A 26,618-nucleotide genomic window follows, 5' to 3' on the forward strand; every position below is an offset into this window, starting at 1 on the left:
GTACGCATGAGTGTAGTTGACAGCTTCTCCCTCGACGGAGAGACAGCTATCGTCACCGGTGCGGCGCAGGGTCTCGGCAAACAGATGGCGACCGGGCTCACCGAGATGGGGGCCGACGTGGCTATCGCGGACGTGAACATCGAGAAAGCGGAACGGACGGCCGCAGAACTCGACGGTCAAACGGACGTCGTCGCGACGGAGGTCGACGTGACGGACGAAGCCTCGGTCGAGGCGATGGTCGAAGACGTGACCGACCGCCTCGGACCGATTGACGTACTGGTCAACAATGCCGGGATCGTCGAGAACTCCCCTGCGGAGGAGACGAGCATCGAGTCATGGCGGCGGGTCGTATCGGTCAACCTCGACGGTGTCTTTCTCTGTGCCAAACACGTCGGCCAGCAGATGCTCGAACGGGGCGAGGGCCGCATCGTCAACGTCTCCTCGATGTCAGGCTTCGACGTGAACGTCCCGCAGAAACAGGCCAGCTACAACACGACGAAAGCCGGCGTCAGGATGCTGACCCAGTCACTGGCGGTCGAGTGGGGCGAGCAGGGCGTCCGCGTCAACGCTATTGCGCCCGGCTACATGCGGACCGAACTCGTCGACGAAGTGCTCGAAGAGAGCCCCGAGATGGAAGAAACGTGGCTCGAGAACACGCCGATGGGCCGACTCGGTCGACCGGAGGAACTGAAAGAACTCGTCGTCTACCTCGCGTCGGACGCGTCGTCGTACATGACGGGGTCGACCGTCGTGATGGACGGCGGCTACACCTCGCGGTGAGGTGTCAGGCCTCGGGCGACGAGGCGTCGGTCAGTGCGGCCAACCGGTCTTTTACGTCGGCCCACTCGCCAGCGGTACCCGGTTCGTATGTCGTCGTCTCGAACGCCGATTCGACCAACTGCCGCCCGGTTTCGATGTCAGAAACCGTTCCGGCGGCGACGGCCTGTGTGAGGACGTTGCCGACAGCCGTCGCCTCGACTGGGCCAGTCGACACTGGGCGGTTGGTGGCGTCGGCCAGTAGCTGACAGAACAGCTCGTTTCTAACACCGCCGCCACCGAGCACGATATGCGATGGCGGGTCGTCGACGACTGCCGCGAGCGCGTCGAGTTCCAGCGCCGTTTTCGCCGCCAGGCTGTCGAGGAGACAGCGGACGATGCTGCCCTGCCCCGTCGGGACGGGCTGGTCCGTTCGGCGGCAGTAGGCCCGGATCTGCTCGGGCATCGGCTCGTCGATGCCGAACGTCTCGGCATCCGTATCGACGAGTGCGGCCCGTGGCGGGGCCTCCTCGGCGGCCGACAACAGCGTCTCGTACTCCAGCGGTTCGCCCGCTTCGCGCCACGCTTTGCGGCATTCTTCGAGCATGAAGAAGCCGTTGATGTTCTTCAGGAGCCGGACGGACCCGTCGACGCCGAGTTCGTTCGAGACGGCCTGTTCGAAGGCGGCGTCCGTCCGCACCGGGTCGTCGCGCTCGACGCCGAGGACGAACCACGACCCGGTGTTGAGGAACGCGGCGTCCTCGAAGAGCGGGAGGCCGGCGACGGCCGCCGCCGTGTCGTGGCTCGCCGGCGTCACTATTTCCGGCGGCGAAGACAACCCCGAGACGACGTCGTCATCGACCGCCCCGAGACATTGTCCGGGTTCAGACAGCGGCGGGAGCAGGTCAGTCGGCACCGACAGCTCTTCGAGCAGGTCGGTGGCCCACGTTCGTTCCTCGGGATCGACCATCTGCGTGGTCGAGGCAATCGTCACCTCGCCCGCCGGCACCCCTCCAATCCGTGCGGACAGGAGCTGTGGCATCATGAGCAGGCCGTCGGTTTCTTCGAGGCGTTCGGGCTCCCGCTCAGCGATGGTGTGGAGCTGCCACAGTGTGTTCGGCGTGTTCCAGTTCGTAATGCCGGTCGCGTCGAACAGCCGCCGCTTGCCGACGGCCTCGAACACTTGCTCGCGTGTGGCCGTCGACTCGGGGTCGCGGTAGGAGACCGGGTCCCGGAGCAGTTCGCCGTCGGCCAGGAGTCCGAAGTCGAGCCCCCAGGTGTCGATACCGACCGTGTCGAGGCCGTCGGCGCGGTCGTCGGCCGCACTGAGCCCGTCGCCGATGTGGTCGACCAGCGCGTCGACGTCCCAGACGTAGCGGCCGTCCCGTTCGACGGGTCGGTTGTCGAACCGGTGGACCTCCTGTACCGCGAACGAGGACTCGGTCACCTCGCCGAGGAACACCGTCCCGCCGCTCGCTCCGATGTCGATTGCGACGTGGTTCATGGGATGCTCTCAGGTGTGGTTCGCACGAGTGGTCACTGTCCGTAGCTGTCGAGCTTATCGGCCAGCCGGTCGATCTCCTCGTCCGGGAGGATCTCCGGCTCGCCGATGGCCCGGGCCTGATGGTGGATGCGGGCGCAGTACTCGACCATCAACGCGACCGTGTAGGCGTCGTCCAGCGACTCGTCGGCGGTCAGCACGCCGTGGTTGCGCAACAGCGTGGCGTTGAACGACTCGCCCAGCGCGTCGACGGCCGCTTCGCCGAGTTCTTCGGTCGCGTGCGTCCGGTATTCGGCGACGGGGACCTCCGTCCCGGTAAACGAGAGGAGGTAGTGGGAGGCGGGAATCGCCTCCCCGAGCGAGGCAAACGTCGTCGCGTACGGCGAGTGGGTGTGGACGACGCCACCGACCGCGGGCCGCTCGCGGTAGACCGCCAGATGCATCGGTAGCTCCGTCGACGGCTCGACGTCGCCCTCAACGACAGTGCCATCCATCCGTACAACAGGAACGTCTTCCGGTTCGATCTCCTCGTAGGGGATTCCCGACGGGCTGATCGCGATGTGGTTCTCGTCGAGTCGGGCACTCAGGTTTCCACCGGTCCCGGTTGTCAGATCGTCTTCGAGCAGGCTCCGGCCGTACTCGCAGATAGCGGTTCGCGTCTCGTAGTGTGCAATGTCTTGATCTGTCATGTGTCGTGTGTAGATATCGGTCGGTCGCAGCGGGTGCGACGACGTGTATCGCCGTCACTCGGCGGGCTTCATCTGCTCTTCGAGTGCCATCTCGGCGTCATCACCGAGCTGGCGCTGGTGGATCGTCTCGCCGCTGGCGGGGTCGAACAGGTGGACGTCCCGGTCCGGAATCTCGACGTAGACGTGTTGGCCCTCGCTGATGGGGCGCTGTCCGTCCGTCTCGACGATGAACGTCTGCTCGTGGCTCTGTGACCGGGCCTGGAGATAGACGTAGGAGATGCTCCCCATCGGTTCGACGACGTCGACGACGGCCTCGAACTCGTGGCCCGAGTTCGCCCGGTCGTGAAGCGTCATATCCTCCGGCCGAATACCGAGGACGAGTTCGTTTCGACTCCCAACAGCGGACTGCATCCGCTCGGTCAGGTCGAAGTCGAAGCCGTCCGCGCGGAGGGTTCCGCCCTCGACGGTGCCCTCGAAGAAGTTCATCGACGGCGAGCCGAGGAAGCCGGCCACGAACTGGTTGGCCGGGCGGTAGAAACACTCCAGCGGCGTGCCGACCTGCTGGAGTTCCCCGTAGTTGAGGACGACGAGCCGGTCGCCCATCGTCATCGCCTCCGTCTGGTCGTGGGTGACGTACAGCGTCGTCACGTCGAGGTCGTTCTGGAGCCGGTTGATCTCGGTGCGCATCTCCGCCCGGAGCTTCGCGTCCAGGTTCGACAGCGGCTCGTCCATCAGGAAGACGTTCGGGTCACGGACGATAGCGCGGCCGAGCGCGACACGCTGTTGTTGTCCCCCGGAGAGTTCGCCGGGCTTGTCGTCCAACAGCATGTCGATGTCCATCATCTCGGCGGCGGACGTGACGGCTTCCTCGATCTCGTCGGCGGACATGTCCGTCGACATCTTCAGCCCGAAGGACATGTTCTCCTCGACGGTCATGTTGGGGTACAGCGCGTAGTTCTGGAATACCATCGCAATATCCCGGGCGCGCGGGCCGAGTTGATTGACCACCTTATCGCCGATTCTGATATCGCCCTCGGATTGCGTTTCCAGCCCTGCGACGATGCGCATGAGCGTCGACTTCCCGCTCCCGGACGGACCGACGAAGACGATAAACTCGCCATCGCGGATGTCCAGCGAGACGTCGTCGACCGCGACGATTGACTCATCTCCTTCACCGAATCGCTTCGTAACGTCGTCGATTGTGATCTTTGCCATTATCTTGCCTCCGATGTGCGGCTAAGTGAAGCTACCGCCGCCGCAGGGGCGTCGTTTGCGAGCGATACCTGTCGTGGTGTGGACAGCGTCGTCATTCTTTGATCACCACGCCGAAGCTGAGCCCGGCCGCGAGGTACTTGTTGACCGCGATGAGGAAGATGACGACCGGAACGATCATCGCTGTCGAGGCGGCCGCGAGCATCCCCCATTCGATCGAGCGCGAGCCGATGAACGAGTAGACGAACAGCGTCACCGGTACGGCCTCGAAGCTCGTCAGCACGAGCCCGAACAGCAGCTCGATCCACGCGAAGATGAAGCTGATGATGGCGACCGAGAAAATGCCGGGCTTGGCCGCCGGGAGGACGACCTTCCTGAAGCCCTGGAACTGGGTCGCGCCATCGACACGGGCCGCCTCTTCCAGCGTCTCGGGGATGCCGTCGAAGAACGCTTTCATCACCCAGACGACGAGCGAGAGGTTGATGCTGACGTACATCAGCACCATCCCGACCCGCGTGTCGAACAGATTGAGCTCCCGGAAGATGATGAAGAAGGGGAGCACGACGGCAATCGGCGGAAGCATTCGTGAGGAAAGTATCCACACGAGCACGTCCCGCTCCATGGGGATATCGTACCGCGAGAGCACATACGCGGCGGGGACGCCGATCAACAGCACGAGGACGACCGACGCCGACACCATGACGAGGCTGTTGGCGAACGCCGCGACGAACCCGGAATCCTGGATCAACTGGATGTAGTTGTACACCGTCGGCAGGAAGATCCAGTCCGGGGGCAGCGAATTCGCTGTTCCGGGCGGCTTCAGCGACATCGAAGCGAGCCAGTACAGCGGGAACAGCACGATGAACGACCACGTCAGGAGAATGGTGTGTCGAACCACCGTGACGATGGTCTCACGCGTATCCTTGTCGAGTCGCTGTGACGCGGTCGCGGAGTCGCTATCCGTTGTCGCCATCAGTCCCACACCCCCTCGAAGCCGACCTTCGCAATGATGACGTTACACAGTGCAACGACGAGGACGAGGTAAACGACGGCGATCGCTGCGGCCACGGTGATCTGGTTGTTGATGAACATCTGTTCGTAGATGTTGATGCTCACGAGCTGGGTCGCCGTCCCGGGGCCGCCGCCCGTGAGCCCGTACACCACGCCGAACGTTCGGAACAGGTCGATTAACCGGATGAGTGTCGCGACGAACACGACTGGCTTCATGTAGGGGATGATGACGTGGACGTAGCGACGCCACATCGGCGCACCGTCGACGCGCGACGCTTCGATGAGCGTCTTCGGCACCGACGAGAGGCCGGCGTAGAAGATGATGAACATGAACGGCGTCCAGTTCCACGCGTCTAAGAGAATAACCGTCAGCAGCGGGATTTCCGAGAGGAAATTCGGCGCTGCGAACGGCGTGCCGGTGTTTATGACGTACGGAATAATTCCGATTTCGCTGTTCAGCATGATCCGGCCGATGGTCGCGAGCGAGACGGGGGCGACGGCCATCGGAATGATGAACAACACCCGGTAGAACGACTTCGCCCGGCCGGAGCCGACGCCGGCGACGAGCGCGGCCAGGACGAACCCGAGGATAGTTTCGAGGAGCAGCGCGCTGACGACGACAGTAATCGTAATGACGAACGAGTGGATCGCGCCGCCGCGGGTAAACGCCGTCTCGAAGTTGCGCAGCCCCACGAAATCAGCTGCGAATACATCGAGTGTCGGCTCCGCGATCAGGCTGAGATACAGGTCGTAGGCACCGGGGAAGAAGGTGATCATCACCATCACCGCCACCATCGGTGCCATGAACCAGTACGGGAGGTAGTCGTTCCACAGGTCCCGCAGCCTGGCGAAGGTCGATTGAGGTGTCGTTTCCGTTTGCGTTGGTGTACTCATTTGTGGGATGTGTTGTGGCGCAGGTGTGGCTGAGACTTAATTGCTGTAGATGTCTTCTGCGATGGATGCCGCCTGTGTCATCGCCTCCTCAGCGGACTTCTGCCCGGCGATGGCGCGCTGCAGTTCCTCCGAGTACCGCTGGCCCCATTCGGGGTACTTCCGGTCGAACGGGTCCGGCGCTGCTTCCTGCAGGGATTCGAGGGTGACCTGTGCGAAGTTCTCGCCGACGCGAGAGCGGAACTCGTCGTTCTCCCAGACGGACTGGCGGACGGAGAAGGCGGCGTCGCCCTTGACGTGCATCCAGGTGTTGGTCGGCTGCGAGGACGCCCACACCATGAACAGGAACGCCTGCTCGGAGTTCTGGGCGTTTTTGGACGTGGAGATCTGCCAGTTGAACGCGTTGGGCGAGAACTGGCCATCAGCCGGACTGGGAACCTTCGCGATACCAATCGTGTCGGCGACCGAGGAGTCAGAGCCGGTGAGTCCGGGCCAGAACAGGTTCGCGTCGGAGACGATGTGGCCGGCGCGCCCTTCCTGCATCGTCGAGAGCACGTCCGACCAGGTCTGCGTGGACGCGCCTTCGGGACCGTAGTCCTGCAGCAGGCTGACGTACCACTCCGCGGCGTTGATGACGCCGTCGGAGTCGAGGCCGGAATCGGTCGGGAACTCGGTCCAGAGCGAGGAGCCGAACTCGCGCAGGAACGTGTTGAGGATGTAGATGTTCATCCCGTAGCCCTTGTCGCCACGGCCGACGGTGCCGACGACGTCCGACTCGTTCTCGTGGATGGTCTGTGCGTTCTGACGGAACTCTTCGAGCGTCTCCGCGACCTCTAGGTCGTGCTTGTCGTAGAGGTCTTTGCGGTAGAACTGCGTTTGGACTTCGACGGTAATCGGCATCCCGGTCCATGTGTCGCTGTAGCCGCCACCGTGAGCCTGCCACCGCGACGCTTCGAAGAGGTCGTCTGGATCGTACCAGTCCTCGTCGAAGAGGCTCTCATCATCGAAGAACGGGTCGAGCGGCTGGATCCAGCCTTCCTCGCGGAACTGGTTGACGACCTGATCCATGTAGAAAACGTCGAACTGCCCAGCGCCGGTACTGACGTCCGTCTGGCGCTTGGTCCGGAACTGCTGTTCGGGCAGGACGTTCCAGACGACGTCGATCCCGGTCAGTTCCTCGAAGACCGGGACCGCGGGTTTGATGGCCGAAACCCAGGGGTGCTGGACGGCCCCGATGTTGATCGAGGACCCCTCGAACTGTCGCCAGTCGATATCGGCGTCCTCGTACTCGCTGAGTGGAATCGCGAGCTCGCCATCGCTTCCGTCGGTGCTGGTTCCGCCATCACTACCCCCACTTGAGCCGTCACTTCCGCTCCCATCTGAGCCATCGCCGCCTCGTGTACAGCCAGCGAGACCGCTGAGTAGTCCGACACCTGTCGCTTTCAGAAACGTCCGCCTGTTGGAGTTGGTCATGCCAGTTTGCCTCGTCACTACCGAATTACCGATGCATAATAAAGGTAATCATCTGTAAGGTAGAATACCCATCCCACTGGGGGAGATCCGACGGTTTGCAGTACTAGGACGCCTCTATCTACGAATTCCTCTGTCGCCCGATTACGGGAGACCGTGGCAAGATTTTAATACACGGTCCGAAAACATCGATAGTACGGATCGTGGCTGAGTCCGCTGTGTGCGTCCAGCTCGGCTGGACCAGTGACAACGGGCTACGGCCCAGACCACCCATGACCCGACCCACACCAACTCACGACCGAGGTACTGCTGTAGTGACGACCGCGACCCGACCGTCGGAGGACGACTGATGCGCGCCAGCACGTTGACCGATGTCGGCGAAATTACCGTCGAAGAGCGTGACCGACCGGACCCTGCGGATGACGAGGTTCTCGTTCAGGTCGGCGCCTGTAGCGTCTGCATGACCGACTATCATATGTACCACGGCACCTTCGCCGCAGAGACACCGCTGGTCCTGGGCCACGAAGGTGCCGGGACCGTTGCGGAAGTCGGTGCCGACGTTGAGGGCTTCGCGGTCGGAGACCGCGTCGCAATCAACCCCACCGTCCCCTGTAACGCCTGCTCGTACTGCAAGAAGGGGGAGACGCACCTCTGTGAGAACAACACGAGCATCGGCGGTGCCGGTGACACCATCCTCGACGGTGCCTTCGCTGAATACGTCCGCGTCCCGGCGATCAACGTCGAGGACATCGGCGAGATGTCATTCGAACGGGCCGCACTCGCCGAACCGCTCGCCTGCTGTGTCCACGGCGTCGAGCAGACAGACATCAAACCCGGAGACAGCGTCGGTATTATCGGCGCTGGCCCGATTGGCTTGCTGCTCCTGCAGGCGTTCCGCAACGCGGGCGCTGCCCCAATCGTGGTTTCCGAACTTGATGACGAACGACGAGAGCTGGCTGCCGACCTCGGCGCAGATGCCGTCGTCGACCCCAACGAAGAAGATCCCGAGGAGGCGATCTGTGCGGCGGCCGGCGGACCGGTCGACGTCGGCGCCGAGGCTATTGGGCTCGTCCCGACAATCAAGCAGGCCAACGCTGTGACTGCGTCCGGTGGCTCGACACTCATCTTCGGCGTCCCTGACCAAGAAGCGACAATGGAAATCAGCCCGTTCGATGTCTTCTTCGACGAGGTCGACTACCGCGGCTCGTTCTCCCTGACGACCGAGGACTTCGAGCGAGCGATAACACTGCTCAGACACGAACGCATCGATGCCGAGACGCTCATCACCGAACGTATCGGGCTCGACGATCTCCCGACAGCGTTTGAACGGATGGGCAACGCTGAGGGGCTGAAGAAAGTAGTCGTTCCAGGGGATTCCGAGTGAGCGAGTACGACCTCCTCGATACTGTCCGGAAATGCGGTCGTCGTGGCGCTTGACCACGGTATCGCTATGGAAGCAATTCGTGAACTCGAACAGTACAGTCCACACTTGACGCGGTGCCTTGCAACCGGCCGCAGTTGTTCTGGAGAGAAGAACGAATAAATTTCGACAGTCGGAACTCGTAGCGATCCAGAAAATAGTGATAAATAATGTAGGATATCTTCTGGGCCTACTGCACATGCCACCATCTGTTCTGCTCTAGTGAACAGGCTTTTGTCGCGGCGGGTCGAAACGACGGTCAATGACCGACGAACCACAGTATGCAGTCGAAGCAACCCAGACATCGGTGGCTATCCTCGAAGCGCTTGTCGACGCGACGGGGCCTGTCGGCGTTACAGAGCTTGCCAATCTCGTCGGGGTTTCCAAGAGCGTCGCCCATAACCACCTCTCGACGTTGCGTGCGGCCGGATACGTGGTCAAGCGCGCAGAGAAGTACGAGGCGTCGCTCCGCCCGTTGTTTCTCGGTGAGCGAACGCGTGATGGACTCAGTTTCTATCAGGCGGCGAAACAACAACTGGACAATCTCGCGACGGCAACAGGGGAGACAGCGACACTGTTCGTCCTCGAAGAAACGGCCGGTGTCCCGGTGTCGATCTCCGAACCCGAGGACGGCTGGGGAGTCCCGTTCCACGCGGGCGAACGGTTGCCACTCCATGTCAACGCTCCGGGAAAGGCACTGCTGTCGTCGCTCCCGAGTGATCGCGTCGAATCGGTTCTCGATGAAAGAGAGCTTGTCGCACCGACTGACGCAACTCTCGTCGACCCAGATGAACTCATCGAGGAACTGCGCCGGGTTCGTGATGACGGCATTGCGTTCTGTAGAGGAGAACAGTACGAGGGGATTATCGGTGTTGCCGCCCCGCTACCTGACGTCAGTGGTGATCGGATCGCTGCACTGGGCATCTGTGGCCCCGTTGAGCGTTTGAACGGCCGATACCTCAGGGAGGATATCACCGGGCAGGTCCTCAGCACGACAAAATCCATTCAGGTGGCCCTTACATCGAATTGATGGGTTCTTGAATAACGGGCGTACTACTGTTATTCTATTCTGTTGGTGGCCGCCATCGGAATGGACGAACGGCCTCACTGCCACACACCGCTACCGACGACGCCTGATCTTCATGCGTCGAAAAGATAGTTTCCGGTCACCCCGGCATCAGAAGTAATCTCACGAAGGAATCGCGGATCACTTTATGCCCCCTCTGTACTGACTGTGAGATTAAGCACCATCGTGTGAGTGCTACTGCTGTCAATCGCGTGCTGTTCTCTACAGCAGAACAGGCCGCAGGATTGAACAGCGAGGTGTTGTGGGGACAGTCCCACCGACTACAACAGCGGCTATTGGTCTCTAACTCACGCCCACCGCTAATATGAATATATAATTGACACATTTCCGGTCATATATCTCAAAATTGGAGATGGAATTGCCAGATATACGTCTATTCCATCCAAGTCTGTATGTCCCATACGCAACATCTGATCTTCCACGGAAGTAGATAGCTCTGATGGGTATCGCTACGAGACGACGCAGCACCAGATAACTACTGCAACCGTGACCCTGTCAGAGACGGAGACAATGCGGTTTCTGTGGGAACTGCAGGAAAACCGACTGTGCCCTCACAATGGGGTGCCACAGCCCGGGCACAGCGGGGGGCCGGATTCGGGGAGCGAAAGCCCGCAGTGTGGGCACCCGTCATCGCCTTCCGGCGTCCGGATCTCCGAGACAATGTCGGATGTCTGTGTGCGGATTGCATCTCTCGCGGCTATTCCTGTAAAGCCATCAGCAGGTTCCGCCCCGCGATACTGGGAGAGAGCGAACCGGGCTCGCTCGGCAACAAACTCCTCGTCCACAGTGAACTCTTCGAGTTGTGCTTCCGGGAACGCTTCCACGCTCTTAGTGCCGGCAAGCAACCCCAGCGCTTCGGCTGCCCGCCCGCGGACGTATCTGCTTTCGTCTTCGAGACACGAGACGAGTGCTTCCCTGGCGTCTGTAAGCCGTTCGGGACACGCAGAGCCGATAACGACGAGAGCTGTGCTCAGGTGATATCGAACCAGTTCGCTGTCCGCTCGAAGATGCTCGGCGAGCGAGTCGACCTGATAGCGGAGTCTGTCGGGACGGCCCATGGCGACGTGGGCCAGCGCCTTCGCTAATTTCTCCCTAACTTCTGGTTTGTCGAACTCCAGGCCGATGCGCAGGTCTGCCACGACCTCAGGTGAGACGACGGCATCGGGATGGTCGACGGCGACGTAGCCCAGCGCCTCTGCACACCGGGCGCGAACGTAGTAGAACTCCGACTCATCCGCCAGTCGCTCGGCAAGCGTCGGGACAACCGGAACCACGCTGTCCGGCGCGCTCTCGCTGACCGTGACGAACAATTTCGCTGTCGTGAGCCGTGTCGGCCGCTCGCTATTCTGCAAAAACACAGTGAGCGACGTCAGTACGCCGTCGAACAGTTTCGGCTGGTCGTCAGCAGCCGCTTTGAGTGACCGCAAGCACGCCTGCTGGTCAGCCGCTCCGGCCATCGAAAGCCGCTCAAGTGCTGTCAGTGCGTCAGCTTTCTCTCCTTGTTCGAGTAACGTCACAATCTCTGAATCTGGAGGTGCACCGGATTGGTCGTCCATCGGTCCGTTGTCGGCATTTCTCGGAGAACCCACAAAACCCCTTGCCTCCCGGGTATTACTCGATCCGAAATAACCGCACACCGTTGAAACTGTGATACCGCCATTAATGCCGTATATGGTAATGCATCTATGGTTTATACACCTATTTATGAGAGATGTCGGTAGAGAGTACCGATATTTGGATGTATTTGTGTGGCGAATATATTAATCAGATTACATCGGGCGAGTGGCAATATAAGTAAATACAGTAACTGTCTGCTGATCTAGTAAAACGATGCCCAGCGTAGCTGGATATACGCGGCAGCCCACTGGATTTGTCGGACTTCCGCCCGTTTCAGACAAAAACTAAATGATGATGTAGGTTTTCGGTTCGCGCATAGATGAAAAGCAAACGCGCGTCGTTCGAGGACGCTCTCGAAGCATTGGGTGTGACAGTTTCAAGCACTGCCGAGTCCGACCTCGAAGCCGCTGTTACGGAGGCAGTCACGGAGCCTGCAGTCGGGATCGCGCTCGACAAAACGGCCGGGGACGAGGCGTTTTCTCTCACGGGGACGCCGGTCACGGTCGACCCCACTCCGGTCGCGCTTCGCGAAGCGACCACCGGCGTAACCGGTGCTGAACTCGGCATCGGCGACTACGGTTCGCTCGTCCTCTCGATGACCGAAGAGGCCAGCGAACTCCTGAGCCTGTTTGTCGAGCGTCACGTCGCCATTCTTCACGAGGAAGACATCCAGCCCGATATGGACGCGGCAGTGGCAGAACTGGACGAACGGTTCAACGAAACCGGTGGGAGCGCGATCATCGCAACAGGACCGAGCGCGACAGCCGATATGGGCGCGCTCGTCAAAGGCGCACACGGACCCAAGGAAGTCCACGTCATCATCGTCGAGGAGGGTGCGTGACGATGGCGACCGCCGACGAACTCCGCGAACTGATGCGGACCGAGGGCGCGGCAGTCGCGGAGAACACGCAGGGGTTCAACACGGGGCGCTACGACTCTGTCGCGGACCTGGGAGACTACGAGGAACTCAAGCAAGCGGCCCGGAGTATCAAGGAGGACGCCATCGAGGAACTTCCAGATCTCCTCGACCAACTGACGGAGACCGTCGAAGCGAACAGGGGAACGGTGTACATCGCCGACGACGCCGCCGACGCGAACGACTACATTCGCGATGTCGTCGACGAACGAGCGGCTGACCGGGTCGTCAAGAGCAAGTCGATGACCAGCGAGGAGATCGAGGTCAACGAAGCGCTCGAAGCAGATGGCGTGGACGTGGTCGAGACGGACCTGGGCGAGTGGGTGTTGCAGGTCGCCGACGAAGCCCCTTCTCACATCGTCGCCCCGGCGATTCACAAGTCCCGCGAGAGCATCGCGGAGCTGTTCAACGAACGGTTCGAGCCCGACGAGCCGCTGGAGACGGCCGAGGAACTGACCCGCTTCGCCCGGAAAAAGCTGGGCGAGCAGATCATCGACGCGGAAGTCGGCATCACCGGTGCGAACTTCGTCACGGCCGATACCGGGACGATGGCGCTGGTCACCAGTGAGGGCAACGCCCGCAAAACCGTGGCCGCGACGGACACGCACGTCGCAGTGGCCGGCGTCGAGAAGGTCATCCCGACGGTTGGAGACCTCCACCCGTTCATCGAACTCATCGGTCGCTCGGGCACCGGACAGGACATCACGTCGTACGTCTCGCTGCTGACTCCGCCAGTCGACACGCCGGTCGTCGATTTCACCGACGACGAAACACCGCTGTCGGAATTCGATTCCGACCGCGATTTCCATCTCGTGTTGATCGACAACGGCCGACTGGAGATGCGAGATGACGAGCAGCTTCGGGAGACGCTGTACTGCATCCGATGTTCCGCCTGTTCGAACTCGTGTGCGAACTTTCAGAGCGTCGGCGGCCACGCCTTCGGCGGGGAGACGTATTCGGGTGGCATTGCGACGGGCTGGGAGGCCGGCATCGAAGGGCTGGACGTGGCCGAGGAGTTCAACGACCTCTGTACCGGGTGTACCCGCTGCGTGAACGCCTGCCCGGTCGGCATCGATATCCCATGGATCAACACCGTCGTCCGGGACCGGATCAACCGCGACAAGGACGCTCCCGGAGAGTGGCTCGTCGACGGACTCACGCCCGACGAGGAGGACGACGGTGCGCCACTGCAAAAGCGCTTCTTCGGCAACTTCGAGACCGTCGCAAAGCTCGGCAGCGCCACCGCACCGGTGTCGAACTGGCTGGCCGACACGACAGTCGCACAGCAAGCGATGGCCCTAATTCTGGGTATCGACCCGCGACGTGACCTCCCGACGTTCGAGCGGGAGACGCTCGTCGACTGGGCCGCTGCCCGTGACTCACAGGTCACAAACCCCGAGCGCCGGGCGGTGCTCTACCCGGACCTGTACACGAATCACGTACAGGTCGAGCGCGGCAAAGCCGCGGTGAAGGTGCTCGAATCGCTGGGCGTCGATGTGGTGGTCCCACCGGTACCATCCAGCGGCCGCGCGCCGCTGTCACAGGGTATGGTTGCGACGGCGACAGACCACGCTGAGCGGGTCACAGAGGCCCTCGAACCACATATCGCAGACGGCCGCGACGTGGTCGTTATCGAGCCGAGCGACCACGCGATGTTCACCCGCGAATACGAGCGACTCCTTGATGAGTCGTCTTTCACCGACATCGCGGAGAACAGTTACGAGGTGTTCGAATACGTGTTCGGGCTGCTCGACAATGGAGGGTCCGTCGAGTCGCTCTCGACCGTCACCGGCGCGGAAATCGCGTATCACAGCCACTGCCAGCAGCGAACACTCGGTCTTGAAGCTCATACCGTCGCTGTCCTCGAAGAATGTGGCTACGACGTTGTTACATCCGACGTGGAGTGCTGTGGCATGGCCGGGAGCTTCGGGTACAAGTCCGATTACTACGAACTGAGCATGGACGTTGGCGACCGGCTCCGGACCCAGTTGGAAGACGACGGCGTACAGGACCGGCCCGTCGTCGCCAGTGGGACCTCCTGTCTGGAGCAGATCGACGCGCTACTGGAGCGGCAGCCGCGCCATCCTATCGAGCTGTTGGCGACGTAAGCGACCGCTGCGGCTTGTTATTTGCGTGCAGGCAGGAAACATTGTACCTAACGCGTGTACGCCCGTTATTTATACCGTGCTTATATCCACCTGTATGTCGGGGGCGTACGTCGGATTGGATCCCGGGATCTGAGGTCGCGCATCCGTGCTCTGACGACCTTTATGTACCATTGCTTGTCCTGTTCATGCTCTGCAGTGCAAGTCCACAGGTCCGCTACCGGCAGCTACTCGCGAAGCGACGGCGCGACGAGCTGTCCGTTGTCGAACTCGATCGGCGACGGCGCTTCGACGACTCGGAGGTCGTCACGGTCGCGTGCGGCCTCGACCAGCGCGGGTGACGCGTAGAGCTGGTGGAGATGCATCGTGTCGGCCGCACGGAGCACGCGAACGGTGTCGGTGTCGACCACTGGCGGTACTTTCACCCCGCGAATCGTGCTCGCGGTGAGCGCGTTGATCAGCGACGTCTGCGCGTCGAGTTCCGCGACGACATCTTCGTGGACGACATCGGCTGAACCGACGCCCATCGCGTTCCCGTGAGTCTTCTCTGTCAGCCCGCGTGTGAAGATGCGCTTGATGTCTGGCGTCTCCGGAGCCGGCTCGTTTATCGAGAACGGTCGGCGGCCGATGACGTTAGTATCGAGTCCCTGGCCGCTGATTTCCTTCCCCTGGCGGTCGAATACCACGAGATCGAGTTCATCGAACGGGAGCTTGGGCATCAGTTCGTAGGCGGTCTCTAACAGTTCCGCCTCGCGGTCGAGGAAGCCACTTGGCGGCACGCCCTCTATCAGCGTCGTCTCGTCGTGCTGGTCCTCGACGATTGCGACGCCGCCGACAATCGGCAACTCGTCGAGCAACTGCCCGGTGATCTCTGGAATCATCCGCCGGAACGACCAGTCGACGGCCCACTTGTGCGCGATCTGTGCGCCGCGTTGCTTGCCCATGCCGATGACGAGCATCTTCGAGAGCCCGCTCTCGACTGGCCCGTCGAAGTCCGTATGCGGTTTGACGCGGTTGATGGGAATGATTGCATCAGCCGCCACAGCCGTATCGTCTGCGACGACGGGCACGTCCCGGTCCGGCGTTCGCCCGACCTCGACCACGTCCATGGTCGACCGGATTTCACAGCCGATAGCCGACTCGGTCACGCCGAGTTCGTTCAGCATCGTTCGCTGGCCCTCGCCGGTAGCCCCACCGTGGCTCCCCATGGCCGGGAAGACGAACGGCTCGTAGCCGGCGTCGGAAACTGCGTCGGCGACACCGGCGACAATAGTGGGCAGGTTCGCGATACCACGGCTGCCGACGCCCAGCGCGACTTCGCCGCCTTCTGGCACGTCGGCAAAGGACAGGGACTCGACCGCCCGGGCCGCGTGTGTTGCGACGTCGTCCGGCGCTATCGGGTCCGTCTCCCAGTTCTGTTCGATGACGCCGAGTTCGGGGAGCTGTGGATCACCACAGGCCTCGACGATTGTCTCTTCCGGCAAGGAAAGCGCGCTGGCCGCGATCTGTTGATCGCTTGCGTCCATACGTGACGTATCAGCGCGTCCGGTCATAAACGTGACCCAAAGGCTCGATGAACCAGCTCTCGGGCACGGCAAACGCAGTCGTCACTCGGTCGAGTCAGGAACTACGAGAACGGCCACGTCGTTGACGTTCGTGCCGGTCGGCCCGGTCTCGACCGTCGCCCCGACCGCCGAGAGGTACGAGCCGGCGTCGTTTGCGAGCAGCGCCTCACGAGCGCGCTCGCGGTCGTCGATGACGGTCGCGTCGGCGATGGCACCGGCCACGACGGAGCTCCCGTCTTCGCCGTCAGTGTCGACGGCCGCGATGACCGCGTCGCCGCCGTGGTCCAGTGCGCCGGAGCGGACGAACTCCTGATTGGGACCGCCCTGCCCCCCGTCTCCGGTCACGGTGACTGTCGTTTCTCCCCCGGCGAGGAGGACGGCCGGCGGCTCGACCGGAGTCCCCGTCGATGTGGCCTCCTCGGCGATAGCAACGAGCGGCTTCGCCACCTCCCGGGCCTCCCCGCGCAGGCGAGATGTGAGTACGAGCGGGTCGTACCCGGCATCCCGTGCGACGACAGCGGCGGCTTCGAGTGCGGTCGCATTGTCGCCGACGAGATAGTTCCGGACCCTGTCGAAGGCCGGGTCGTCTGGAAACGGCGTCTCAGGAATTTTTCCGTCCCGTCCGGCTTCGAGGTGTTTGCGAACCGCTGGTGGTGGGGTGAGATCGTATCTATCGAACACGGCGAGCGCGTCCTCGTACGTGGTCTCGTCCGGGACCGACGGACCGCTTCCGATGGTCGAGCGGTCGTTGCCGACCACGTCACTGAGAAGCAGGCCGGCGACGGTTGCGGGAGCCGCACGCCGCGCTATCTGCCCGCCTTTCAGGTCCGAGAGGTGCTTGCGGACGGCGTTGATCTCCTCGATAGCAACGCCGCCGCTCAGGAGCCTGTCAGTCGTCGTCTGGAGGGCTTCCAGCGTCAGCTCTCCGGCCGGGGCCGACAGAAGGGCGCTCGCACCGCCGGTCAGGACGAACAGAACGAGCGTGTCCTCGTCGGCGTCGTCGACTGTTTCGAGAATGTCGGTCGTGGCCTCGACGTTGCGGTCAGACGGTAACGGGTGGTCCCCGACGGAACTCCTGACCGTGTCGGTGTCGGCAGCCTGCTTGACGACGACGTGCCCGCCGCTGAGACGGTCACCGAGAATGGATTCCAGTGCGCGCGTCACACCGCCGGCGGCCTTCCCACCGCCGACGACGACAACGTCGCTGTAGCTGTCGAGATCGTACGTCGTCTCACCGATAGTGAGCGTCTCACCCTCACGGCTTACGGCCGACCGGGTGGCAACATCCGGCGCAGCCGCATCGATGGCGGCCTCGATACAGTCGAGTGCCACCTCGTGTGCGGAGCTTGCTGCAAGCGTCGCTCGGTTTCGGATCATACCACTGTTTCCGCCCGGGCCGGTAAAAAATCTGCCTCGCCGGGGCGGGGTCAGCGCGCGCTATCGGCGGCCATGAGATACCAGCCCTGCCCGTACGGCGTCACCGTCAGCGGCGCTTCGGGTCCGCCCGGGGGACCGGCGACGCGGCCGACCGCGCCCTCGTCGTCGACGACATGCGTCACAGCATCGAGCGCGTCATCCGCTGAATCGCGGTACTGCGACTCGTCGAGAAGTCCGAGTTCGATGCCGCGGTTGAACGCGTAGGCAAACATCAGCGTCCCAGATGACTCAAGGGGCGTATCCGTGTCGTCGACGAGGTTGTGCCAGAAGCCGCTCCCGTCTTGCAGTGGGAGCAGGCTCTCACAGTGATCCCTGAAGCGCTCGACCAGATCCTCGCGCTGATCGTGGTCGTCCGGCAAGCGGTCGAGGATTTCGACGGCCGCCGCGGCGGCCCAGCCGTTGCCCCGCGCCCAGAACGCCCCTTGCGGGTAGTGATCCGGCGTTTCGACCCAGATGTGTCGGAACAGTCCAGTCCGGGGATCGCGGAGATGCTCGGCGTGAACCAGATACTGCGTGACGGCTTCGTCGTGGGCCGCTGGCTCGTCTGCGGCCTCGGCGTATCGGCTGAAGAACGGGCACATCATATACACCGAATCGATCCACAGCGATTTGATTCCGGCAACCTCCGGGTCGTGGTGGGGGATACCCCCCGTTTCCGTCCGGTCGACTGACTGGAGCCACTCGTACTCGCCCCTCGCCGCGTCGAGGTATCGCTCGTCGCCCGTCCGCTCGTAAAAGTCGAGCACGCCGTGGCCGATAGCGGTCGTGTTGTTGGTGTTCATGCACTTTTTCACCGTGAGCTCCCAGCTGGCCTCGTACTCCCGGCCGTGGCTGAACACCTCGATGGGGTAGCTCGGTCCGTATCCCAACTGTCCGTTGTCGTCCTGTGTCGCGACGGCCCTGTCGACGAGGTCTTTCGCAGCCGTGACGGACTGCTCGCTCCCCTCGGCGAGGAGGCCGTTTATGGCGACGCCGGTGATCCACGACTTGCCGTCGAGGTCGAGCGTTCTGAGATGCGACGCTGCACGTGTTGCTGGCTGTGTGGCGTTGTCTGACGACATCTGATCGCTACATCTACCTGCCAGCCGTACTAATAAAAAAGTATGTGTCCGATAGCTATCGCGGGCTGACGAACGCCTGAGACGTGTTTGTTTCGAACGGCATACTGTAGAGAAGAGTACCTCCTGTTAACTGAGATAGGTCGTCCAGTATCTATATATTTGACCTGGTGTCATGGCTACTGAAAATTGGGTTTTGGGATTATATTCTCATTATACCATTTCCTATGCTGCCAATATAGAACTGTATTCTCATATGTGGTATCATTCTAATGATTGTCTATTGTAACATAGCGCATTACGGATATAGGATGGCCAGGTCCGGACTCAATAAGACATCCTATCAATCTCTAATCTGTACCCCTGTGATCCTTCCCTGATAGGGTTAGAATAACAATACCGGTGTCCCTCGAATCCGTCGACATGGAGTTCTCTCACGAACGTATCGATGACGACCCGCCATGTAGCAAACTAAGTAGTCTTGAAACCACGGACCTGACTGGCAACGGTCGACCAGATATCATCGTAACGGGGATGGGCGGAAATCCGACAATTTCGGTCGCGGGCAATCGAATTCAGGTTCCGACACACGGGCCACTCAGTCGAGTCACACCTCGGCTTGAGACGAACATCTTCTGGTACGAGAACCCGGGGTGGGAACGGCACACGCTTGCGACGGAGACCGATCTCCACCCTGGCGTCGGAACCGACCTCGCAGACATCGACGGCGATGGAAACGTCGACCTCGTCGTCGGACAGGGATTCGGACGGTCGAATGTGTACTGGTACGAGCAACCGGAATCGCCGACGGATCCCTGGCAACAGCATCTGATATCCGATCGGTTCGAGAAGTACCACGACCTGCTCGTCGCTGATGTCGACAACGATGGGGACGCCGAACTGATCGGACTCTCACAGGACAGCGAAACCGTCTTCTACTACGATATTCCGGCTGCTCCGTCCCAGGAACCGTGGCCTGATTCGAACGCTCACATCATCGACGAAGACATCCGTATCGAGGGGCTCGCTGTGGCCGACATCGACGGCGACGGAACGAAGGAGGTGGTTGCTGGGACGAACGTATATCACCACGACAACGGCGACTGGGTTCGTTCAGATGTCTGTACGGGCTGGGACGATACGCGGGTCACCGTTGCCGATCTCGATCAAGACGGCACGCCGGAAATCATTCTCTCTGAGGGTGATTCACCAACGTACGGGACGCATCCGGGTCGCCTCGCTGTGGTCGAGTATCCGGCGGGGTCGCCGACGGTTCTCAAAGACGATCTGTTCTGTCCACATAGCCTTCAAACCGCAGATTTGACCGGGAACGGATATCCCGACATCTACGTCGGTGAGATGTCGCTCGGGGAAAACGCCAGTCCCGAGCAGTTGGTTTTCGAAAACCTCGGGGACGGAGAGTTCCGGGACCACACCGTCGTTTCCGGGATTCCCACGCACGAAGCACAGTTAGTTGATATGAACGGTGACGGAAAGCTGGATATCGTCGGCAAGTCCTACGGTCCGGCCCACCACGTCGATGTCTGGTATCGGCACTGACACTGGAACGGGTTTCAACCCCGCACCCTGTCCTTAAATACGCAGCAGGTCGAACCCCGCTTCCGTCCACGCTTCCGAGTCGAGGACATCGAGCGTGTCAAAAATTACGCGGGTATCGAGGAGCGAACCGACCCGCTCCGGCGAAAGGTCTGCGAACTCATCGTGTGCTGTCGCCAGTACCGCCGCGTCTGCTCCGTCTAGAGCATCGGAAAGCGGTTCCAAATCGTACCGACTGTTCGATACATAGGGGTCACATAAACGGAGCGAAGTAGTATCTTGCCGGTCTGGTTCAAGACTGGGGGCCTCGCTCTCGGCGCCCACTATCGTCCGTGCAATCTCGAGTCCTGGGCTGTTCCTCGTATCGTCGACATTCCCTTTGTATGCGACGCCCAAGATAGCAATCGTCTTGTCGTCGAGCGGTCCCAGTTCCTCAGCGAGTCTGTCGACGACGTAATGTGGCATGCGCTGATTCACTTGCCTTGCCGTGTCGATCAGGTCAGTATTATCCGAATTAGCGCCCAAAAAGAACGGGTCTACAGGGAGGCAATGACCGCCGACACCCGGTCCAGGGTTTAGAATATCGACTCGTGGATGACTGTTCGCTAATTCGATTGCATCGCGTACATTAACTCCATAGTCTCTGGCTATGAGCGCTAAGGCGTTGGCGTACGCGATATTGACATCCCGGAACGCGTTCTGTACGAGTTTGACGAATTCAGCAGTTGTAGCGTCAGGGGCAACGTTGAGACTGCCCGTGGGAACCGCCTCATACAGGTTCTTGATTGCGGCAGTAGATGCACTGTCGTATCCGCCGAGGATCCGGTCGTTTGAACGTAATTCGGTGATCGCGTTCCCCGGGAGCATGGTTTCGGGGACGTATCCCAGTCCGATGTCTTCGCCGGGTTCTAATCCCGACTGAGAGAGTATCGGTGCAACCACTGTTGCCGTCGTGCTGGGGGGAACGGTCGACTCAAGGACGACGACATCGTTGGGGCGTAGCAACGAGCTGACAGTCTGGGAGGCTTCTTTGACGTATCGGAGATCAGCACTGCCGGCCGATTTGTCATACGGTGTCGGGACGCAGATAATGTGATATGCAGCCGGCACCGGCTCATCACTTATCGTCAGGCCCGAATCGATTGCCGCTCGGACATAGGATTCGAGTTGGTCTTCCGAAACATCTGGCTCGCCTCGTTTGAGTTGGCTGCGGACTCGGTCATCGGTATCGAATCCGACTACGTCGTGGCCGTTGTTCGCAAACAACGACGCAGTGGCCATCCCGATGTACCCGAGTCCGTGAACGCAGACTCTCATCGATAGCATTCTGGTCGTTTCACTACTCTGTTATATGTTGGATACTGGCATATAGACTGTTAGAATATTACGGCCACAGCTATCAGATAGTCCTTACTAGTGACCGCAACTCGTTGATGATCCCCCACTCGCTGCCAGCCTCCATCAACAAAACGGATACCGCGTATGTAGCCGCACCTACGACGACAAGCACCGCGAACTCTACGATTGGAATGACTGAGATCATCTCTTGTACCCACAGCACTACTGCGGCCATTGCCGCTGCCCCTGGAAGCGGGTAGGCGAACTCAATGGCTAACCGTTGGAGACTCCCCTCGACAGCAGCAGCAGCGAGATACATGTCCAAAGGCATCATAATGAATACGTACACACCCACGACTGTCGCCGCAACACCTGCAATCCCAAACTCGGTTGCGGCTGGGTATATCGGGATGGCGATGAGGCCGATAGTCAGCGCCTGTAGCTTGACCAGATAATCTTGGTTCCCAGTTGCACGCCAGACAGAGCCAAATGAAGCGATGTACCCGCGGATCAAGCCATAGATAGCGAGGATCTGCATCGGCAGGACCATCGGCAACCACTGCTCACCCAGAAACGCGAGGACAAACGGCTCAGCGACGACTGCGATGCCAACGGCCATCGGAGCGACCAAAAACGTCGACAGCCGAATCGTTCGGTAGAACCCGGCCCGTAGCGCTTCCATGTCGTCTTGGATCTTCGAATACGCCGGAAACGTAACGCGGGAAATCACATGTGTTACTTCGGTTGCAGGGGCGTTCGAGAGCCGATACGCGAATTGATAGAACCCGAGAGTTGCTGACCCCAACAGCCAGCCGACGAAGATGTCGTCACCCTCGTTGCTGATGTAGTTCAGGATACTTGAGCCAGTGATCCACTTCCCGTAGTCTATCATTTCACGCGCCAGGTCCGTATCGAAGGACGGCCACGGCCGGTACTCATGGAGCAGATACGAGAGCCCGAACCGGGCGACGTTTCGAGCTATATATGCAAATGCAAGGGCCCAAACTGTGGGGTTCACGAGCGCGTACGCGAACGCGACGATGAAGTACACGGCTTCAGCTCCGACTTCGTACGCGAACTCCTTATGGAAGTTCAGGTCCTTCTTGAAGTAGACAATCGCCGGGTTCTGAAAGCCCATGACAACCGAACCGATTGCCATTGCGCGTACAATACTGATTAGCGCCGGTTCTGAAAAGAACTGGCCGATGAGTGGCGCAGCGACAAAGACGAGACCACCGATGACAAGCCCACGAACTCCTTTCATCACAAGGACGGTGTTGAGATATCTATCGACGTTCTCGTCTTTATTGTAGATGAGAGCGTCGTCGAGACCGAGCTTCGAGACACGTCGGAGGCCGACGATAACGAGTGACGCAAGTCCGACAATACCGAATGCACGCGGATCCAGAAGCCGTGCCAGTACCACTAGAGTCAGGATCTGAAATATACGACCGGAGATGTTAAGCGCGGTAAGCCAGATTCCGCCGGTGACGGACTGCTCTAATAACCCTCCTTCCGGGGTCAGTATGGTTTTTATGCGAGAAGCCAGAGAACGTAACCAATTCAGTATCCGTGTCATTTTCCACTAGCGGAGTGAGGAGAGCCAGCCAGGCCCTCACAAACAGTTGTTCTACTGTCGTCGCCTGCTGAGACATCTTGTCGACACATCTCAGGTGCTGAAACCCGGTCTATGAGAGGCTTACCGTGGTTCCCGACACGCTCACTGTCCATTTATCCAACACGATGGAAACAGACAGGATAGTTATTAAGCTACTACTCGCCAAGTGGCTTACTCTGGTACTGCTCACCCGAGTCTCGTTTCAATAAACTGCTCGTAGTCATTAAGAACAGTTTGCGGTGCGAAGTCGGCTGCGCGGTCCTGTAACACTGCTGCCGGTGTCGGATTATCTAACATTTCCAGGGCGGCAGTGGCGATTGAATCGACATCCCCGACTGGTGTAAGTCTTCCATACTCTCCATCTGCGAGTATCTCACGCGGACCGCTCGGACAGTCTGTCGAGACGATCGGACACCCACAGGCCATCGCCTCGATCAATACTGTGGGTAATCCCTCGAATTGAGAGGAAAGAAGGAACAGGCTAGCCTGGTTCATGAACCGATATGGGTTATCGACGTAACCTGGAATAGACGTAACCTCAGTGAGCCCCAGTTCGACGGTAAGTTCACGGACCGTTTCGGTTTCTGACCCGCGGCCTGCGATTACTGCACGAGTATCCGGTAACGTATCGTTAACGCGCTTGAATGACCGGAGCCACGTTTTGAGGTCCTTCTGGGGATGGTGACGACCGACGAACAGCAGCACATCGGTGTCAGGGTCCTCGATCCACTTGTGTGATACCGGCTCATGCGCCCGGTCCTGAACTGTGGTTATTTCGACTGGATTGTGAAGAACAGAGATATCCCCTCGGTCCACGGCTGTCTTTTCGCCGAGGCTGTCGGCGACACCGTCTGATACAGCGATCAGGTCATTCGCTGCTGGATAAAGCTGTGCCGCTACTTTCCGGACACCTCTCGACTTCAGCGATTCGTCGGGCATCATCCCGAACGCAATGTGTTCTGTCGGAACAACTGTCGTAGTCGACTCGGCCACTCGTTTTGCACCCAGACAAAGGATATTTGCGTCGGTTTTCTCAGAAATGAGGATATCTGGTTCTGTGTCCCCCAAGTATTGCGCTAGTTTGTGCAGATGGGCACCGATACCGATGCCAGGAATACGCACGTCAGCCAGTTCGATCACGGCGACGCTATCGGCGACCGCTGTCCGCAGTTCGCCACCCGGATGTGACACTACAAGTTCGACATCGTAGCCCCTACCGGCCAGCCCATTAACGATATTGACAGTAACCTGTTCGGCCCCACCAACAGTCAGGTTTGGAATATAAAACGCCAGGTCCGGTTCAGCCCCCACACTAGCGCTGGTCATTGAGTAGCCTCCATCGAATGCCAATGGCACGTTCGGTACATCTCTGTCTGTTATGTGCTCAGCGACTCCGTTGATACGGGAGTGGAGTCTGTTCGCCGCAGTAGTTCAGTGTCCGGCCAACGAATCACGCGGGATAGAACGCAGTACACACAGCGGGTAGTAGCAGGCATTCACCAGTACAATCTACCCTTTCACGTTTTGTTAGAAGTGTTCTACCCGAGGAAATCCAACTACTGCCATTCGAAAAGTTGTAACGGCCCCTGGAAAATAACCGCTGCAAGTATAACAAACCCTATATATACAAGCATATCGAGCTTTCGCCACCAATCCGGTGGCTGGTCTGTCGGTGCAAACAGCAGACGAAGTCCGACCAAACCGTGGAATGAAACGATGAAATAGAGGTCGGGGGACAGCATATCGATACCGATCAACAGTACAAGCATGAGTAGCATCCAGACCGCTTGCGCCCCAACTATCGTTTGGAGTAGTTTTGACTGCTCGGTCGGCCACCCACGGGATGAGGTCTCGTCCGAACCCGCCCCATCCTGATTAACTAACCCAAGCTCGGAAGGGTGTTCCGGGAGTCTCGCATCAAGAGTGCCTTCGTCACGGTCTGTCACTGCCTGGTCCTCCTAACCCATCCTGTAGGGGCGTTACCATCAATCCACTGTTGACAGGACTGTCTTACAATTATGTGCTGTTTACTATCCCTCAAGCAGGGGTATTATTATATACGCAGTCTGTGGTTGCCGCTTTGCACCTATCTAACTTATAAGCGGGGGCTACAACCAATTCGTCCTCCGAGGAGTCGTGGCTGCAATTGAGATCCATACAATCCGCTGTGAGGTCGTTAGAGCCAAACTAACAATCAGCGTGTATGGAGCATTGTGAAGCGATGAATCATCGTTGGGGTATTAGCTGGCACGTGAACCCCGCCCTGATAGCGGGTCTTGGTTATCTGGCAGGTGACACGGCAATGGGTACAAGCGGGGGCCTGTAGAATGCCGGACGACAGCACGGATATCAAAGGGTTCCTCTCACTCAGTGCGGATCTCATACTAGTCCTCCTGATATCAATGGCGGCCGTGATTATTAGCTTGCGGAGACCAAACGCAGTGCCGACACCGATTCGCGTGACCCTTGGATTCCTCTTTATTTTCGTTCTTCCGGGCTATACAGTTTTGACATCACTTTTTCCTGCGATATACTCGCAGTCTGCTATGGCGGACGAACAGCGGATCACCCATTACCCTATTTCATTCGCTGAGGGGGTGGTACTGACCGTTGGTCTCAGTATCGCAATTGTGCCGCTGTCTGTATTGGTACTAAATTTCGTTGCGTGGCCGATTGGACCTGTAAGCACAGTCGTTACAGTCGCCGCGCTCACCGCTGTGATGTCGGGTATCGCAATTATCCATCGCATCGTTGACTCACAGAGTGCTGGCGTACCCATTGAACGACTGACATCGATACTGACCGGTTCGTTTCAGTCGAAGCCGACGATCCGATCCGCAGCCGAGGTGATCACAGTCTGCCTTCTGTTACTTAGCGCTGGAATCGCGGGTGCGGCGCTGACACAGACCAACGGTGGAGAACAATACACGGAGTTGTCCATCCTGACAGAGGAAGCGGAAACTGGTAATCTAACTGCTGACGGCTATCCCACCTCGCTTCAGGTGGGCGAGCAAACTGAGCTTGTCGTCTCCGTAGGGAATCACGAGGGCCAAACCGTTCAATACACCGTCGTCACTCGATTGCAATCCGTCTCGACATCCGGTGGCGAACGGACTGTAACACGGGCAACCACGATTGACACCCTCTCAGTAAATGTCGGTGACGGCGACGTGTCACGTCAGGCAATGCCGATCACGGCAAACACGGTAGCGGACGCTGACCGTCACAGGCTAGTGGTGCTCCTGTACAAGGGGGCGCCACCGGCGAATCCGACTCTCGAAAATGCATACCGAGATGTCCACATCTGGATCAATATCACGCAATAATACATGTGTATTCAATATCTTTCAGAACCGCCTCAGGTCCTGTC

Annotated in this window: 21 protein-coding genes; 7 read left to right on the top strand and 14 right to left on the bottom strand. The window is 59.8% G+C overall.

Annotation, left to right across the window (positions count from 1 at the left end; genetic code table 11):
- The first annotated feature begins 6 nt into the window (after positions 1 to 6).
- A complete protein-coding gene (locus HAH_RS17985; RefSeq protein ID WP_014031130.1) occupies positions 7 to 780 on the top strand; it encodes an SDR family NAD(P)-dependent oxidoreductase in 774 nt (257 codons plus the stop codon).
- A 4-nt stretch (positions 781 to 784) separates the two neighbouring features.
- On the opposite strand, the gene HAH_RS17990 is transcribed toward HAH_RS17985, so the two are convergent.
- The 6 genes from HAH_RS17990 to HAH_RS18015 all read right to left on the bottom strand — a co-directional run bounded on the left by HAH_RS17990 (position 785) and on the right by HAH_RS18015 (position 7,533).
- Positions 785 to 2,260, bottom strand: a complete 1,476-nt coding sequence (locus HAH_RS17990; protein WP_014031131.1) for a rhamnulokinase — start codon at positions 2,258 to 2,260, stop codon at positions 785 to 787.
- A 32-nt stretch (positions 2,261 to 2,292) separates the two neighbouring features.
- Positions 2,293 to 2,946, bottom strand: a complete 654-nt coding sequence (locus HAH_RS17995) for a class II aldolase/adducin family protein (protein WP_014031132.1) — start codon at positions 2,944 to 2,946, stop codon at positions 2,293 to 2,295.
- A 54-nt stretch (positions 2,947 to 3,000) separates the two neighbouring features.
- Positions 3,001 to 4,161: an ABC transporter ATP-binding protein gene (locus tag HAH_RS18000; protein ID WP_014031133.1), complete on the bottom strand. Its 1,161-nt coding sequence runs from the start codon at positions 4,159 to 4,161 to the stop codon at positions 3,001 to 3,003.
- A 91-nt stretch (positions 4,162 to 4,252) separates the two neighbouring features.
- Positions 4,253 to 5,131, bottom strand: a complete 879-nt coding sequence (locus tag HAH_RS18005; RefSeq protein WP_044952797.1) for a carbohydrate ABC transporter permease — start codon at positions 5,129 to 5,131, stop codon at positions 4,253 to 4,255.
- Positions 5,131 to 6,063 (bottom strand): carbohydrate ABC transporter permease, encoded by a 933-nt coding sequence (locus tag HAH_RS18010; protein WP_014031135.1) that lies wholly within the window; start codon positions 6,061 to 6,063, stop codon positions 5,131 to 5,133. Before HAH_RS18010 ends, HAH_RS18005 begins: the two co-directional genes overlap by 1 nt.
- Positions 6,064 to 6,099: 36 nt before the next feature.
- Positions 6,100 to 7,533: an extracellular solute-binding protein gene (locus HAH_RS18015; protein WP_014031136.1), complete on the bottom strand. Its 1,434-nt coding sequence runs from the start codon at positions 7,531 to 7,533 to the stop codon at positions 6,100 to 6,102.
- A 346-nt stretch (positions 7,534 to 7,879) separates the two neighbouring features.
- Here HAH_RS18015 and HAH_RS18020 point away from each other — a divergent pair, with 346 nt between their 5' ends.
- Together HAH_RS18020 and HAH_RS18025 are read left to right on the top strand one after the other, a co-directional pair.
- On the top strand, positions 7,880 to 8,914 hold the full coding sequence (locus HAH_RS18020) for a galactitol-1-phosphate 5-dehydrogenase (RefSeq protein ID WP_014031137.1): 1,035 nt from the start codon (positions 7,880 to 7,882) through the stop codon (positions 8,912 to 8,914).
- Positions 8,915 to 9,212: 298 nt separating this feature from the next.
- A complete protein-coding gene (locus tag HAH_RS18025) occupies positions 9,213 to 9,980 on the top strand; it encodes an IclR family transcriptional regulator (RefSeq protein WP_014031138.1) in 768 nt (255 codons plus the stop codon).
- A 608-nt stretch (positions 9,981 to 10,588) separates the two neighbouring features.
- Here HAH_RS18025 and HAH_RS18030 read toward each other — a convergent pair.
- Positions 10,589 to 11,593 carry a HEAT repeat domain-containing protein gene (locus tag HAH_RS18030; RefSeq protein WP_014031139.1) on the bottom strand — a complete coding sequence of 335 codons (1,005 nt, stop codon included), beginning with the start codon at positions 11,591 to 11,593 and terminating at the stop codon, positions 10,589 to 10,591.
- Positions 11,594 to 11,973: 380 nt separating this feature from the next.
- Here HAH_RS18030 and HAH_RS18035 point away from each other — a divergent pair, with 380 nt between their 5' ends.
- The gene (locus HAH_RS18035) at positions 11,974 to 12,495 is read left to right on the top strand and encodes a LutC/YkgG family protein (protein WP_014031140.1); all 522 of its coding nucleotides are present in this window, start codon (positions 11,974 to 11,976) and stop codon (positions 12,493 to 12,495) included.
- 2 nt (positions 12,496 to 12,497) lie between these two features.
- Positions 12,498 to 14,678 carry an LUD domain-containing protein gene (locus tag HAH_RS18040; RefSeq protein WP_044952799.1) on the top strand — a complete coding sequence of 727 codons (2,181 nt, stop codon included), beginning with the start codon at positions 12,498 to 12,500 and terminating at the stop codon, positions 14,676 to 14,678.
- A 224-nt stretch (positions 14,679 to 14,902) separates the two neighbouring features.
- On the opposite strand, the gene HAH_RS18045 is transcribed toward HAH_RS18040, so the two are convergent.
- The 3 genes from HAH_RS18045 to HAH_RS18055 form a co-directional block, all read right to left on the bottom strand.
- Positions 14,903 to 16,201 (bottom strand): hypothetical protein, encoded by a 1,299-nt coding sequence (locus HAH_RS18045; protein WP_014031142.1) that lies wholly within the window; start codon positions 16,199 to 16,201, stop codon positions 14,903 to 14,905.
- Positions 16,202 to 16,282: 81 nt separating this feature from the next.
- Positions 16,283 to 17,617 carry a glycerate kinase type-2 family protein gene (locus HAH_RS18050; protein ID WP_014031143.1) on the bottom strand — a complete coding sequence of 445 codons (1,335 nt, stop codon included), beginning with the start codon at positions 17,615 to 17,617 and terminating at the stop codon, positions 16,283 to 16,285.
- Between the two features lie 50 nt (positions 17,618 to 17,667).
- The gene (locus tag HAH_RS18055) at positions 17,668 to 18,738 is read right to left on the bottom strand and encodes a glycoside hydrolase family 88 protein (RefSeq protein ID WP_014031144.1); all 1,071 of its coding nucleotides are present in this window, start codon (positions 18,736 to 18,738) and stop codon (positions 17,668 to 17,670) included.
- A 420-nt stretch (positions 18,739 to 19,158) separates the two neighbouring features.
- On the opposite strand from HAH_RS18055, the gene HAH_RS18060 reads away from it, so the two are divergent.
- On the top strand, positions 19,159 to 20,295 hold the full coding sequence (locus HAH_RS18060) for an FG-GAP repeat domain-containing protein (protein WP_044952869.1): 1,137 nt from the start codon (positions 19,159 to 19,161) through the stop codon (positions 20,293 to 20,295).
- Between the two features lie 33 nt (positions 20,296 to 20,328).
- Here the strand turns inward: HAH_RS18060 and HAH_RS18065 are convergent, their stop codons facing one another.
- The 4 genes from HAH_RS18065 to HAH_RS19665 form a co-directional block, all read right to left on the bottom strand.
- Positions 20,329 to 21,609: a nucleotide sugar dehydrogenase gene (locus HAH_RS18065; protein ID WP_044952871.1), complete on the bottom strand. Its 1,281-nt coding sequence runs from the start codon at positions 21,607 to 21,609 to the stop codon at positions 20,329 to 20,331.
- An 82-nt stretch (positions 21,610 to 21,691) separates the two neighbouring features.
- Positions 21,692 to 23,209, bottom strand: coding sequence for a lipopolysaccharide biosynthesis protein (locus tag HAH_RS18070; protein WP_023842997.1), 1,518 nt, complete (start codon positions 23,207 to 23,209; stop codon positions 21,692 to 21,694).
- A 225-nt stretch (positions 23,210 to 23,434) separates the two neighbouring features.
- Entirely contained in the window at positions 23,435 to 24,574 is a 1,140-nt protein-coding gene (locus HAH_RS18075) for a glycosyltransferase (RefSeq protein ID WP_014031148.1), read from the bottom strand.
- Between the two features lie 230 nt (positions 24,575 to 24,804).
- Positions 24,805 to 25,194 carry a hypothetical protein gene (locus HAH_RS19665; RefSeq protein WP_023842998.1) on the bottom strand — a complete coding sequence of 130 codons (390 nt, stop codon included), beginning with the start codon at positions 25,192 to 25,194 and terminating at the stop codon, positions 24,805 to 24,807.
- Positions 25,195 to 25,650: 456 nt separating this feature from the next.
- Here HAH_RS19665 and HAH_RS18085 point away from each other — a divergent pair, with 456 nt between their 5' ends.
- Positions 25,651 to 26,574, top strand: coding sequence for a DUF1616 domain-containing protein (locus HAH_RS18085; protein ID WP_225308163.1), 924 nt, complete (start codon positions 25,651 to 25,653; stop codon positions 26,572 to 26,574).
- Positions 26,575 to 26,618 lie beyond the last annotated feature (44 nt).

Source organism: Haloarcula hispanica ATCC 33960, from assembly GCF_000223905.1.
Lineage (GTDB): Archaea > Halobacteriota > Halobacteria > Halobacteriales > Haloarculaceae > Haloarcula > Haloarcula hispanica.